Origin of the sequence: Winogradskyella echinorum (assembly GCF_014297365.1) — a bacterium.
In the GTDB taxonomy this organism is placed as follows: Bacteria; Bacteroidota; Bacteroidia; order Flavobacteriales; family Flavobacteriaceae; genus Winogradskyella; species Winogradskyella echinorum.
Genome location: NZ_JACOQD010000003.1, coordinates 61406 through 74488, shown reverse-complemented (window position 1 = coordinate 74488; position 13083 = coordinate 61406). Strand labels below are relative to the sequence as shown.

Genomic DNA, 13083 nt, shown 5'->3' with positions numbered 1-13083 from the left:
TATGAGAGTAATATTAATAACAATGTTACTTTGTTTATTGGGCTGTAAAGAAGCGTCAATAAATACTTCTTCTGATATTTTGTCTGATATAAAAGAAGATAACATAATTGTTATAGATAGTAGAGAAGTACTAAAGTCTGAATTAGTTTTAAATCAGCTAGAAGGTGTATGGTATTATGAAGGACAACCTTACAATGGCTATTCATTAAAGTTTCACGATAATGACTCTTTAAAAGAAAAGCTAGGATTTTATAACGGAAAAAGACATGGTGTTGCCAGGACCTGGTCTAAACATGGTGTTTTAAGGATTGAATCGTATTATAATCAGAATAAATTAACTGATGACTATAAAAGTTATTGGGAAAATGGAAATTTAGCGTTGCAAGTAAACTATGTCGATGGTAAAAAACAAGGAGAAGAAAAGCAGTGGTACTCTAATGGAGAATTGTCTAAGTTAAGACAATTAGTAGGTGGTAGTGAAGAAGGGATTCAAAAAGCTTGGTTACCAAATGGACAACTTTACGTGAATTATGAAGCTAAAAATGGTCGCATATTTGGATTAATGCGAGCAAATTCTTGCTATAAATTAGAAGATGAAAAAGTTATTAGAAAGCAAAATATATAAAATAGTATTAGTGGTGCTTTTTCTTGTTGTTTTTAGTTGTAAAGACAAGGTGAAAAAAGAATACTTTAAAGCAAAAGAAATAAGTAGGGTAGATTACCTACCTTATTACAATGATGAATCTTTTACACCAAATTGGTTAATACCTGGTACGGAAGAAGAACAACAGTTTCATAGAATTCCAGATTTCAAATTAATTAATCAGTTAGGTGAAACTATAACACAAAAAACGTTTGATAATAAAATCTACATAACCGATTTCTTTTTTGCTAGTTGCCCAGGAATTTGTCCACAAATGACAGGTAATATGTTTAAGTTACAAGAAGAATTTATAGACGATGATGAGGTTTTGTTTTTGTCGCATACGGTTACACCAACACAAGATTCTGTTCCTGTACTAAAAAACTATGCAAAGCGAAATGGTATAATTGATAACAAATGGCATTTGGTTACTGGAGATAAGCTACAGATTTACAACTTAGGACGCGAACATTATTTTATTGAAAATGATCTCGGTGAACCAAAGAATATTGATGATTTTCTACATACCGAAAATTTTTTGCTCATAGATAAAAACAAACATATTAGAGGTATTTATAACGGATTAAATAGAGCATCAATGCAACAATTAATAATAGATGTTAAAGCATTGAAAGCAGAAGCTAGAGTGATGACCTAGCTTATTTTTGATTGATTGATGACAAGCTTCGCGGTTATATCGCGAAGCTTTTCTATTTTTATGGGAAAATTGAGACTATGCGCCATTTAATTGTATGTGTTATTTTGTTTGGTTTGATTTCCTGTAAAAAGGAAAAAGTAAATAAACCTAGAAAATTTTCTAAAGTTGAAATTGATACGCTTTGGGAAGATCGAGAATTAAGTGTTAGAGCTTTGGATTTAGGTGAGAATGATGAATTTTATTTTGCAGGAAATAATACAAAATTTGGTAAATCTTATATAGATGGTTTCGATCCATTTAGAGAGGTTGTAATAAGAGGGTATGATTCATTACTGACGGAGTCTTTATTGGAGTTTCGGTCAGTATCGAAAACAAGTGACCATTATTTCTTTTTTTCTGTTTTGAGTCCTGGATATTTATTTAGGTTAAAAATTGATGAGTTCTTTGATGGTTTACCAGAACGAGTATACCAAGAAACCCATCCAAAAGCTTTCTATGATTCTATGGACTTCTGGAATGACCAAGAAGGTATTGCGATTGGTGATCCAACAGACGATTGTATGAGTGTAATTATCACCAGAGATGGAGGCAGCACTTGGGCAAAGATGTCTTGTGATGATTTACCGAAAGCAAAAGACGGAGAGGCTGCATTTGCTGCTAGTGATACTAATATTTCAATTGTCGGAGATCATACTTGGGTAGCCACAGGAGGTAAAACAAGTCGAGTTTTATATTCACCAAATAAAGGAAAAACTTGGGAGGTTTATAAAACTCCAATCATTCAAGGTAAGGAGACCACAGGAATGTATTCTATAGATTTTTATGATGAAAAAAACGGTTTTGCTATTGGTGGAGATTATACGAAGCCTAATGATACCTTAAATAATAAAATAAGAACTAACGACGGAGGTAAAACTTGGACTGTAGTTGCTAATGGTAAAGGTCCAGGTTACAGAAGTTGTGTTCAGTATGTGCCTAATAGTAATGGGAAGGAACTCGTTGCTATTGGTTTTAAAGGTATTGATTATAGTAATGACGCAGGTGATACATGGAAACATCTTAGTGACGAAGGTTTTTATACAATAAGGTTTTTAAATGATTCTACAGCTTATGCTGCGGGTAATCGTAGAATTAGTAAGTTAACTTTTAGAGAATAAAAAAAGAAGCCAATTGGCTTCTTTTTTTTGTATTTATTTACGATTTTTTCCTCTATCTCCTTGACGTTTTCTAAATTCTTGTAGCATTTTACGTCTAAATGAACTTTCTGCCTGTATAAGAGCGACTATCTTTTTTGCAGGTAATATTTCTAATAAGTCGTTAAGCATTTTAGAGCGTAGCGCAACCTTTTCCTTTTCTACATCTATCATATGTATTAAAAGTGCTTTAGCTTCACTTTCGGTTAAGTCTTCCGACTTTTTTTCATTACGCTTTTTTCGCGATTTATCTCTTAATTTATTTTCAGCTTCTTCATTAGCATTATAAATTGGCCAAAATTTTTGCGCTTCTTTTTGCGTTAAGTCTAATTGCTCCGTTATATGAGCAACTTTTAAGGCTTTAATCTTTTCACTATCTATTTTTTGTGCAAATACACTTACTGAAATAAATAGTAGAAAAAATAGGGTATAGGTCTTTTTACTCATAGAATTTATATTTTCTATATTGAATTTGTGATTTTTTGTTGAAAAACTCATAATTTTTAATCTAAAATAAAATCTTCAGAATCTATAGATTCAATGTATTGATTTATAGTTTCTTCTGAAATTTGAACATCAATAAAGTCATTTACAGAAATATCATTTTCAGTAAATAATACAGCTAACTCATCAGATGTGTAGTCTTCTTGATATAAATAGCTCTCTAAAGCAAGAGTATCTACGGCATCAAAAGTAACATCCTTATTATTAAATACAATACTGAATAATAATGCAAAACTAGCAGCAATACCTGCAACGTAATAAAACTTTGATTTAGATTTTAATCTTATAACAGGTTTTTCCTCATTATTGAGTTTACTAAACACATTATCTTCAACCGTATTAAAGTAATCATTAGGCACCGTAAAACCAGAAGTTTCAATACTTGCAATAGTTTTCTTTTCTGCTAAACGTTCAAAGAGTTTATCATCAAAAGACTCAAAGTATTGCTCTGGTGTTTTAAAACCAGTTGATGTTATGTTATTTAATTTATTCTTTTCCATTGTATGTTGAATTTGATTCTGTATATGTTACTAAACAGTCCAAAATTCTTTTTTCTAACTATTAGACTTCAAATTTGTTAAAAGGTTTAATCAGACTTTAAAAATGCTTCGATCTTCTTGGCTGCTATATGATAAGATGCCTTTAATGCACCTTCGCTTGTTTCTAAGATTTCCGCCATGTCTTTATATTTTAAGTCTTCAAAATATTTCATGTTAAATACAATCTGTTGTTTTTGGGGTAACGAAGCTATAGCTTTTTGCAATTTTAACTGAATATCATCACCTTCAAAATAAACGTCTGCAGTTAAGTTATTAATAGCCTTAGTTTGGTGCTCTTCATTTGTAATTTGTAAACGCTTTGCATTTTTATTAATAAAAGTTATTGATTCATTAGTTGCTATACGATATAGCCAAGAAAATAATTTACTATCTCCTTTAAATTTATCAATACTTCTGTACACTTTTATAAAGGTATTTTGAAGTACATCATCTGCATCGTCATGACTAATTACAATCTTTCTAATGTGCCAATACAAACGCTCCTTATAGAGTTGTAATAGCTCCCTGTAGGCTGTTTCTTTAGACTTAGGATTCTGTAGACGTAATATAAATTCTGATTCGTTATCCAAGTATTTTACTTTGATATTTAGACTCCATAAGTTAATAAAAGTTTAATTGCTATTTATGTTAATTTTAGCCTTATAATGGATGTATTGAAAATCAGTTAGTTACAAAATAATACTTCGATTAAAAGCAAAAAAATACGATAAAATGCAAATTTTTCTTGTTTTGTTTAGTTATTTATTTTATGTTTGACCCAGCTTAACCTATTAAACGTTATCAGTTCCCCAAATCTGATAACAAAAGAGAAGGATGCACGTAAAAGTGCATCCTTTTTTAATTATTAAAATGTTGATAATTATATGGTTATTCGAAACTTTGCATTTCTACTAACTTATGGTAAACACCATTTTTAGCCATTAATTCGGCATGTGTGCCTTGTTCTGAAATTTCACCCTTTTGCATTACAACAATTAAGTCTGCATTTTGGATTGTAGATAGTCTATGAGCAATAACAATAGAGGTTCTGTTTTTCATCATTTTTTCAAGAGCATCTTGCACTAGACGTTCACTTTCTGTATCTAAAGCTGAGGTAGCTTCATCCAATATCATTATTGGAGAATTTTTTAAAACTGCTCTTGCAATACTTAAACGTTGTTTTTGTCCTCCAGATAATTTTCCACCAGAATCTCCGATATTAGTATGTATTCCTTGAGGTAAATCTTTAACAAATTCCCAAGCATTTGCAATTTTTAAAGCTTCTATAATTTCGTCTTCCGAAGCATTCTCTTTTCCAATTTTTAAATTATTAACAATGGTGTCATTAAATAAGATTGAATCTTGTGTTACCAATCCCATTAACCCTCTTAAAGAATTTTTAGTAAGGTTTTTAATGTTTTCACCATCAATAGAAATGTCTCCTACACTAACATCGTAAAAACGTGTTACTAAATTTGCTATTGTACTTTTTCCACTACCAGATTGCCCTACTAAGGCAACACTTTTTCCTTTAGGTACTGTAAGTGAGAAATTTTTAAGCACTAAATCATCTTCATACTTAAAAGATATGTTATTTAGTTTTATCTCAGTTTCAAACCCATTTTTTGTGATAGCATTAGGGACGTCATCTAATGGTGAAGGAGTCTCAATAATTTCTAAAATACGTTCTGCAGCTGCATTTCCAGTTTTTACTTGGTAGCTCGCTTTACTAATTGCTTTTGCAGGTGTAAGAATTTGATAAGCTAAAGCCATGTAACCAATAAAAGCACCTCCAGAAAGTGTTTGTTCTACCATTACCATATTACCACCATACCATAGTAGTGCCGCAATGGTTGCAATTCCAAGAAATTCACTTGTTGGTGAAGCTAAGTTTTGACGATTCATTAAGGTGTTAGAAAAATTGTAGAAGCGGTTTGTAGATTCTTTAAATTTCTCATTAAAACGGTTTTCAGCATTAAAACCTTTAATGACTTTAAGACCTCCTAAAGTTTCTTCTAATGTTGAAAGAAATACACCTTGTTCGCGCTGTACTTTGTCGGATTTTCGTTTTAAACTTTTACCAATTCTAGAAATAATAAATCCAGCAACAGGAATGAAAATAAATACAAAAATGGTAAGCTTTACAGATATCATAAACATTGCTACAATGGCAAAAATGATTGTTAAAGGCTCTTTTACTATAAGCTCTAAAACTGAAAGCATTGAATTTTTCACCACACTGACATCACCAGAAATTCTTGCTATAATGTCTCCTTTCTTCTTTTCAGAATAATAAGAAATAGGTAATGTTATCACTTTATTATAAATTTCATCTCTTATATCTCTAAGAACACCATTTCGGAGAAAAGTGATAAAGAATAGTGCCAAGTAATTAAATAGATTCTTCAATAGGAAAAGGCCTATAATGAGAATAATCATATAGAGTAATGCACGTTGCGGTCCTTCAGTTTCTGTCGTGGTAGTTACTATATAATTTAAATAGTTTTCGGCATAATCTTTAATGTTTTTAATACCATTGTATATAGGTTTATTAAATACTTTTTTACTCTCTCCAAAAAGCACGTTTATCATTGGCATAAGTGATACCATGGCTAATGTGCTAAATAGAGCATAAAAAACATTACAAACAATATTTAGTATGGCAAAGCGCTTATACGGAACAATAAAACGAGAAAGCTTCTTTATATAATCCATTAATTACAAATTCATATCCTTGAGGATTGCATCAATTTTATTTTCCAACAATTGCTCCGTTTCTTTAAATGCAGACACATTGTCTAGTTTGGTGTTAACACTGATGTAGAATTTTATCTTTGGTTCAGTACCACTAGGTCTTAAGGCTATTTTACTGCCGTCTTCTGTATAATAAATTAACACGTTAGATTTAGGAACATCTATAGTTTTCTCAGTATTATTCACCATATCTTTAGCAATAGATAATTGATAATCTTCAATTTTAATAACTTTAGAACCGTTGACCATTTTAAGAGGGTTTTCTCTAGCATCAATCATCATTTGTTTGATTTCTTGAGCGCCTTCGATTCCTTTTTTAGTTAATGATACCAAACGTTCTTTAAAAAAGCCATGTTCTAAATAGAGATCAATTAAGGCCTCATAAGCAGTTTTATTATTCGCTTTTGCTTGAGCTGCAATTTCACAAGCTAAAAGGGTAGAGGTAACAGCGTCTTTATCACGCACAAAATCACCTACCATAAAACCAAAACTTTCTTCTCCACCACCAACAAAATCTAGCTCTGGGTAGTCTTTTATCAGTTTGGCTATCCATTTAAAACCTGTAAGTACAATTTTGCAATCAACATCGTATGATTTTGCTAAAACAGAGAGCATTGGTGTAGAAACAATAGTGGTTGCTATAAATTGATTTCCGTTAATTTTACCAGATGCCTTCCATTGCTTTAATAGAAAATCTGTCATTAAAAGCATGGCTTGGTTACCGTTAAGAATAACCAACTCGTTTTCTAGGTTTCTTACTACAACTCCTAAACGATCGCAATCAGGATCTGTACCAATTACAATATCTCCATCAACTTTTTCTGCAAGTTCCATTGCCATTTTAAGTGCTTCTGGTTCTTCAGGATTTGGTGAAACCACAGTTGGGAAATCTCCGTTTGGTTCACATTGTTCTTCAACAATATTAACATTAGTATAACCTGCACGTTTTAGTGTCTCTGGTATTGCAGTTATTGAAGTACCATGTAAGGATGTAAAAACGATATTAAGATTTTGTCTAGCATCTGAGGACGTGTTAAAACTTCCATTTTTTATAGAGTTATCAATAAATACATCATCGATTTCTTTTCCAATAAATTGAATTAAATTAGGGTTAGCATCAAACTTAATTTCAGAATAATCTAATTTATTTATTTCTGCTATTACGGCAGCATCTTGTGGTGGTACTAATTGTCCTCCATCTTGCCAGTATACTTTGTAGCCATTATATTCTGGTGGATTATGAGATGCGGTTAAAACAATGCCACAATGGCAACCTAAATGTTTTAATGCAAATGATAATTCTGGAGTAGCTCTTAAGTCTTCAAACAGATAAACTTGAATTCCGTTAGCCGAAAAAATATCTGCAACCACCTTACCAAAGGTTTTGCTATTATGCCTGCAATCATAGGCAATGGCTACTTTCACTTGTTCATTCGGAAAAGATTCTTTTAAATAATTACTTAAACCTTGCGTGTTTTTTCCTAAAGTATATTTATTGATTCGGTTAGTACCTAAACCCATAATACCTCGCATTCCTCCTGTACCAAACTCTAAGTCTTTATAAAAACTTTCTTCTAAGCCTTTTGGGTCAGAAGCAATCATATGTTTTATCTGTTCTTGAGAATCTTTATCAAAAGCAGGAGTTAACCAAGAATTTACACGCTCTAAAATTTCAGGTTTAATATGGATCATAATTATTTAGATTTATTAACAATAAGTATCGTAAACAAAAATAAACAATTCACAATTTGTGAAAGATTATAAAGATGTAAAATCTTGGGAATTAAGATAAATTTATATCCTCTTTTATAAAATATCGTTGTTGTTGACGTTTAGAGCGTAAAACAAGTTCGCCTAAGAAACCAGCTATAAAAAATTGCGAACCTATTATCATAGTTGATAACGCTATGTAAAATTGTGGTCTATCTGTTATTAATCGACCCGTTGGGTTAAAGAATAATTTATCTAAACCTAAGTAAAACGAGAACCCAAAACCGATTACGAACATTAATACACCTAAGGCGCCAAAAAGATGCATAGGTCGTTTGCCAAATTTTGAAATAAACCAAATGGTTAAAAGATCTAGAAACCCATTGATAAAACGGTTCATCCCAAATTTAGTTTTACCGTATTTTCTAGCTTGATGTTGAACTACTTTTTCACCTATATTTAAAAAGCCAGCATTTTTTGCTAGTACTGGAATGTAGCGATGCATTTCTCCATAAACATCAATATGTTTTACAACATTGTTACTGTAAGCTTTTAAGCCACAATTAAAGTCGTGTAGTTTTACACCAGATGTGCGTCTTGCAGCCCAATTAAATAGCTTAGAAGGTAAATTTTTAGAGATAACAGAGTCGTAGCGTTTCTTTTTCCATCCAGAAACCAAATCATAATTTTGTTTGGTTATCATTTGGTATAATTCTGGTATTTCTTCTGGGTTGTCCTGTAAATCGGCATCCATAGTAATAACCACGTCACCTTTGGCCTTCGCAAAACCAGCGTGTAATGCTTGAGATTTGCCAAAGTTTTTTAGAAATCTAATTCCTTTTACGCTAGAATTAGCTTGAGAAAGTTGAGAAATGACTTTCCAAGACGTATCAGTACTACCATCATCAATAAATAGAATTTCGTAAGAAAACGAATTGGATTGCATCACTGATACAATCCAATCGTGTAATTCTTTTAAAGAATCTTCTTCGTTAAGTAGTGGTATAACTACTGATATATTCATAAGGATTATCGTCTAATTTCTAGACTTCAAAAATAGAGAATTTTTTTAAGCCTCGTTAGGGTCTTTCTTTTTCATTATTAATGCCACAATTAATCCAATAACTGCATAGAAAATAAGTCCTTTAGCAATATTTAATAATTGTGTACTAATTCCCATTGCATCTTGTTCAGCAGCTTGAGCCATTGCTTTTTCTATTTCACTTTCTGGTGCTCCAAACCTTTCCATTAGAGCTCTTGCTTTTTCCATACCAATCTCTTGTAACATTGCAGCGGCATCTGGATCAATAAAACTAAATAATATAATTGTAACGAGTGTACTTATAATTATACCAATAGCTACAGTTATAAAGTAAGATGAAAAAGCTTGTTTAAAACTCATAAAGCCGCCTAAAATGCTTTTAGATTTTGCTGATGATATTATCCCAAAAACTATAGCTAATAAGGGCAAGAGTAATATCATTATCCAAAAGTTAACAAGTAATTCAATATTTACAGCGTAAGCAATAATAGTGAAGGCGGATAATATTAGACCTAGATATAGACCATAATTTATCGATACGGATTTCAAAGATTTTTCCATAATATAAGATGAGTTTTTTAGTTAATTGACTAGTTAGTACTCAAAGATAGCTAAATGTTACATATTTTTGTAAAATAAAAATTCTTAAAAAGATTGTAGATTTATAAAAAATACTTAAATTTGCACCTCGAAAAAATCGAATTTATTTAAAGCATTTAGCGATGAAAGCAGGAATACATCCAGAAAATTATAGAGTAGTAGCGTTTAAAGACATGTCTAATGACGATGTTTTTTTAACTAAATCTACAGCAGATACAAGTGAAACTATTGAGGTTGATGGTGTTGAATATCCATTAGTAAAATTGGAAATTTCTAGAACATCACACCCATACTATACTGGTAAATCTAAATTAGTAGATACAGCTGGTCGTATTGATAAGTTTAAAAACAAATATGCTAAGTTTAAAAAATAAACATAGCTTACCGATAATCGAAAAAGCCTTTCTAATAACAGAAAGGCTTTTTTGTTTTCTATAATTAGGCTACTTTTGAGTAATGTAATTAAGCCAATAATAGGCTTCTTTAAACATAAAACTTTAAAATGAATTATATTTTATTCGACGGGCCATATAGAAATAATCTTTTGCCGTTTACATATACAAGACCAGTTGCAGATATTAGAGTTGGTATTTTAACCATTCGTCAGAAATGGGAATCTTATTTAGAATATACTACAACAACGGTTACTGAAGATTATTTAGCAGACAAGTTTCCAATGGTAGAAATGGAAGAGAACATTATGATTAATGCCTCTTTTTTACCTAATATGGAAGTGGTTGAATTTGTGAAAAATCTAAAACATAATCAGGCATTATTCAAGGGTGAAGATGTTATTGCATTTTATGCTAAAGAAGGAGAGGAAGTTAATGACTTTTCAACATTTGAAGCCGTTGAGTTTGAAGGAGATATTTTAACATTAGAACATACTTGGGATATTTTTTCAAAAAATGGTGAAGCTATAGCTGAAGATTTTAATTTAATAACTAAAGAAAGACAATCTCAACCCATACCTGCTACTGTTAATACGATCAATCCAGAAAACATTTTTATAGAAAAAGGAGCCATTGTAAACTTTGCAACTTTAAATGCAAGTACTGGTCCAATTTATATTGGTAGAGACGCAGAGGTGATGGAAGGTTCTATAGTGAGAGGCCCTTTTGCACTTTGTAATAACGCTACATTAAAATTGGCTAGTAAAATATATGGCCCTACGACTATTGGACCACACAGTAAAGTAGGTGGTGAAGTTAATAATTCTGTGATATTTGGGTTTTCTAATAAGGGACATGATGGTTTTTTAGGAAATTCTGTATTAGGAGAATGGTGTAATTTAGGAGCAGATACAAATAATAGTAATCTAAAAAATAATTATGCCGAAGTGAGACTTTGGGATTACCAAACCGAAGGTTTTGCTAAAACCGGATTGCAATTTTGCGGTTTAATGATGGGAGACCATAGCAAATGTGGAATTAATACAATGTTTAATACTGGTACGGTTGTTGGTGTAAGTGCTAATATCTTTGGAAGTGGTTTTCCTCGTAATTTTGTGCCAAGTTTTTCTTGGGGCGGAAGTAAAGGATTTGTAACCTACAAAACGAATAAGGCTTTTGAAGTTGCTGAGGTTGTAATGGCAAGACGTAAAGAGGAATTCACAGATAGAGATAAAGCTATTTTAGAACATATTTTTGAAGAAACAAAACAATATAGAAGAGAATAAAATGATACTAAGACCCAAATTGCTAGTACTTTTTTTACTTACAACATTTTATGGATTTTCTCAGAGTAAAGATGTTGAATTAAAAAAACTTAAAATTAATAATAAACTCGATCATTTTGCTGCTAGAGTAGTTAATGACAAAGTGTATTACTGTTCTAACCTTACAAGAAAAAATGGCCGAGCTATATTAGATAAATATGCTCAAAACTTGTATGGAATTTATGAAGGTGAACTTGCTGAAGATGGTGAAATTAAAAATTCAAAATTAGTAAAAAGACCAGAGGTTGGTATGTCTAATATGACGGCAGCAACTTACACAAAAGATGGTAAGTATATGTATTTTACTTCAAACCACACAAAAGCGGGAGAAAACAAACTTCAAGATAAAAATACTTTTAATCTTTTAATACAACGAGCAGAGTATAAAGAAGGTGTAGGATGGACAAATTTTACAACATTACCATTTTGCGATCCAAATTATAATTTTTTACATCCTGCTTTAAGTCCAGATGGCAATACCTTATATTTTGTTTCAACAATAAAAGGTACCAAAGGCAAATCTGATTTGTATAAAGTTTCTATATCTAATCACGAAACTTATGGTGAGGTTACAAAGCTAAGCGAAAAAATAAATTCGTCTCGTAAAGAGATTTTTCCTTTTGTAAGTGCAGATAACAAGCTTTACTTTTCATCAGATAGACGAGGTGGAAAAGGAGGGTTAGATATTTATAGCTATGATTTATCATCTGCAGATCCTGAACAAATTCCAGTGTCATTAAATAAACCTATTAACACAGTTGGTGATGACTTTTCGTTTTTCTTAAATGATGATTTAACTACGGGTTATTTATCGTCGAGACGATTAAAAGGCGAAGGTGGTGATGACCTTTATTACTTTTCTAAATTTTAAATTTCAATTGGTTATAATCCGTATTTGAGAATTATATAAAAATTATTATATATAGTAATCAATATTCTTCACGGAGTAAAAAGGTATAGTCAAATTATTTTTAGTGTGCTATAAAGTATTTTAAAATATGCGTAAAATTTTATCATATCGTTTTATTGGCTATTTAACTTTAATAATCGTTGTTATACTTATTAATATTGCTCTTAAATATGGAGATGGCCCGAGTTATTACCGCTATTTTGTAAAACCAATTGCCCCAATACTTATAGTACACTATTTTTTTAAAAATGTTCAAAATTTTAAAAGAGAAAAAGCCATAATAGTCGTTTCTGGAATACTTATGTTTTTTGCAGGAGACTTGTTTTTTTTAGATCGTTATTCGGTTTTTAGTTTTAACATGGCTATAGTAATGTTGATTTTTGCCAAAATCTGTTTTATAACTTGTTTTTTAAATCACAAAGATTTTAATTTTAAACGTATAATTCCATTTTTAATTTTATGTAGTTTATATATGCTGTTTATTTTTACGGCTATTATAAATAATTTAAAGGAGATTTATTTTGTGCAGGTATTAGTGTATTTGTTTGTCTCTTTGTTATTTGGTTTATTTACATATCTCAGATATGGAGTTGTAAATAAACTGAGTTTTATACTTGTTTTAACTGGTTTTGTTTTAATGTTAATTGTAGATGGATTAACTGCTTTAAACATGTTTGCACCATCTTTTCAATACAATTTTCTAAGTAGCACAATAATTGCCTTAGCATTTAACTTGTCTCAGTTTTTTATTGTGGTAGGTCTATTAAAGGAAAATGCAAAAAACTAATAGATTAAAACATTAAGTAATGCCAA

The 13083-nt window shown here is 30.9% G+C and carries 14 protein-coding genes; 7 read left to right on the top strand and 7 right to left on the bottom strand.

What is annotated here, in order from left to right; all coding sequences use genetic code 11:
- Position 1 precedes the first annotated feature (1 nt).
- From H8K90_RS12205 to H8K90_RS12195, 3 genes are all read left to right on the top strand, one after another.
- A complete protein-coding gene (locus H8K90_RS12205; RefSeq protein ID WP_186846269.1) occupies positions 2 to 625 on the top strand; it encodes a toxin-antitoxin system YwqK family antitoxin in 624 nt (207 codons plus the stop codon).
- On the top strand, positions 594 to 1301 hold the full coding sequence (locus H8K90_RS12200; protein ID WP_186846268.1) for an SCO family protein: 708 nt from the start codon (positions 594 to 596) through the stop codon (positions 1299 to 1301). Before H8K90_RS12205 ends, H8K90_RS12200 begins: the two co-directional genes overlap by 32 nt.
- A 77-nt stretch (positions 1302 to 1378) precedes the next feature.
- A complete protein-coding gene (locus H8K90_RS12195; protein WP_186846267.1) occupies positions 1379 to 2458 on the top strand; it encodes a WD40/YVTN/BNR-like repeat-containing protein in 1080 nt (359 codons plus the stop codon).
- Between the two features lie 33 nt (positions 2459 to 2491).
- Here H8K90_RS12195 and H8K90_RS12190 read toward each other — a convergent pair whose 3' ends face one another.
- From H8K90_RS12190 to H8K90_RS12160, 7 genes are all read right to left on the bottom strand, one after another.
- Entirely contained in the window at positions 2492 to 2941 is a 450-nt protein-coding gene (locus H8K90_RS12190) for a Spy/CpxP family protein refolding chaperone (RefSeq protein ID WP_186846266.1), read from the bottom strand.
- A gap of 56 nt (positions 2942 to 2997) precedes the next feature.
- Positions 2998 to 3498: a hypothetical protein gene (locus tag H8K90_RS12185; protein ID WP_186846265.1), complete on the bottom strand. Its 501-nt coding sequence runs from the start codon at positions 3496 to 3498 to the stop codon at positions 2998 to 3000.
- A gap of 86 nt (positions 3499 to 3584) precedes the next feature.
- The gene (locus H8K90_RS12180) at positions 3585 to 4127 is read right to left on the bottom strand and encodes an RNA polymerase sigma factor (RefSeq protein WP_186846264.1); all 543 of its coding nucleotides are present in this window, start codon (positions 4125 to 4127) and stop codon (positions 3585 to 3587) included.
- Positions 4128 to 4425: 298 nt separating this feature from the next.
- Entirely contained in the window at positions 4426 to 6252 is a 1827-nt protein-coding gene (locus H8K90_RS12175) for an ABC transporter ATP-binding protein (protein ID WP_186846263.1), read from the bottom strand.
- A 3-nt stretch (positions 6253 to 6255) separates the two neighbouring features.
- A complete protein-coding gene (locus tag H8K90_RS12170) occupies positions 6256 to 7983 on the bottom strand; it encodes a phospho-sugar mutase (RefSeq protein WP_186846262.1) in 1728 nt (575 codons plus the stop codon).
- A 91-nt stretch (positions 7984 to 8074) separates the two neighbouring features.
- A complete protein-coding gene (locus H8K90_RS12165) occupies positions 8075 to 9025 on the bottom strand; it encodes a glycosyltransferase family 2 protein (protein WP_186846261.1) in 951 nt (316 codons plus the stop codon).
- 45 nt (positions 9026 to 9070) lie between these two features.
- Complete coding sequence (locus tag H8K90_RS12160; RefSeq protein WP_186846260.1) at positions 9071 to 9604, bottom strand: DUF4199 domain-containing protein; 534 nt, start codon at positions 9602 to 9604, stop codon at positions 9071 to 9073.
- 161 nt (positions 9605 to 9765) lie between these two features.
- On the opposite strand from H8K90_RS12160, the gene H8K90_RS12155 reads away from it, so the two are divergent.
- The 4 genes from H8K90_RS12155 (at position 9766) to H8K90_RS12140 (ending at position 13057) form a co-directional block, all read left to right on the top strand.
- The gene (locus H8K90_RS12155; protein WP_008272030.1) at positions 9766 to 10017 is read left to right on the top strand and encodes a type B 50S ribosomal protein L31; all 252 of its coding nucleotides are present in this window, start codon (positions 9766 to 9768) and stop codon (positions 10015 to 10017) included.
- Positions 10018 to 10145: 128 nt separating this feature from the next.
- Positions 10146 to 11321 (top strand): GlmU family protein, encoded by a 1176-nt coding sequence (locus H8K90_RS12150; RefSeq protein WP_186846259.1) that lies wholly within the window; start codon positions 10146 to 10148, stop codon positions 11319 to 11321.
- The gene (locus tag H8K90_RS12145) at positions 11290 to 12231 is read left to right on the top strand and encodes a TolB family protein (RefSeq protein ID WP_186846258.1); all 942 of its coding nucleotides are present in this window, start codon (positions 11290 to 11292) and stop codon (positions 12229 to 12231) included. Before H8K90_RS12150 ends, H8K90_RS12145 begins: the two co-directional genes overlap by 32 nt.
- Positions 12232 to 12358: 127 nt before the next feature.
- The gene (locus H8K90_RS12140) at positions 12359 to 13057 is read left to right on the top strand and encodes a lysoplasmalogenase family protein (RefSeq protein WP_186846257.1); all 699 of its coding nucleotides are present in this window, start codon (positions 12359 to 12361) and stop codon (positions 13055 to 13057) included.
- The last annotated feature ends 26 nt before the right edge of the window (positions 13058 to 13083 follow it).

Bases quoted from the DNA above. Each gene is read 5' to 3' on its own strand.
- H8K90_RS12205 (WP_186846269.1), top strand. From the start codon at position 2: ATGAGAGTAATATTAATAACAATGTTACTTTGTTTATTGGGCTGTAAA.
- H8K90_RS12200 (WP_186846268.1), top strand. From the start codon at position 594: ATGAAAAAGTTATTAGAAAGCAAAATATATAAAATAGTATTAGTGGTG.
- H8K90_RS12195 (WP_186846267.1), top strand. From the start codon at position 1,379: ATGCGCCATTTAATTGTATGTGTTATTTTGTTTGGTTTGATTTCCTGT.
- H8K90_RS12190 (WP_186846266.1), bottom strand. From the start codon at position 2,941: ATGAGTAAAAAGACCTATACCCTATTTTTTCTACTATTTATTTCAGTA.
- H8K90_RS12185 (WP_186846265.1), bottom strand. From the start codon at position 3,498: ATGGAAAAGAATAAATTAAATAACATAACATCAACTGGTTTTAAAACA.
- H8K90_RS12175 (WP_186846263.1), bottom strand. From the start codon at position 6,252: ATGGATTATATAAAGAAGCTTTCTCGTTTTATTGTTCCGTATAAGCGC.
- H8K90_RS12170 (WP_186846262.1), bottom strand. From the start codon at position 7,983: ATGATCCATATTAAACCTGAAATTTTAGAGCGTGTAAATTCTTGGTTA.
- H8K90_RS12165 (WP_186846261.1), bottom strand. From the start codon at position 9,025: ATGAATATATCAGTAGTTATACCACTACTTAACGAAGAAGATTCTTTA.
- H8K90_RS12160 (WP_186846260.1), bottom strand. From the start codon at position 9,604: ATGGAAAAATCTTTGAAATCCGTATCGATAAATTATGGTCTATATCTA.
- H8K90_RS12155 (WP_008272030.1), top strand. From the start codon at position 9,766: ATGAAAGCAGGAATACATCCAGAAAATTATAGAGTAGTAGCGTTTAAA.
- H8K90_RS12150 (WP_186846259.1), top strand. From the start codon at position 10,146: ATGAATTATATTTTATTCGACGGGCCATATAGAAATAATCTTTTGCCG.
- H8K90_RS12140 (WP_186846257.1), top strand. From the start codon at position 12,359: ATGCGTAAAATTTTATCATATCGTTTTATTGGCTATTTAACTTTAATA.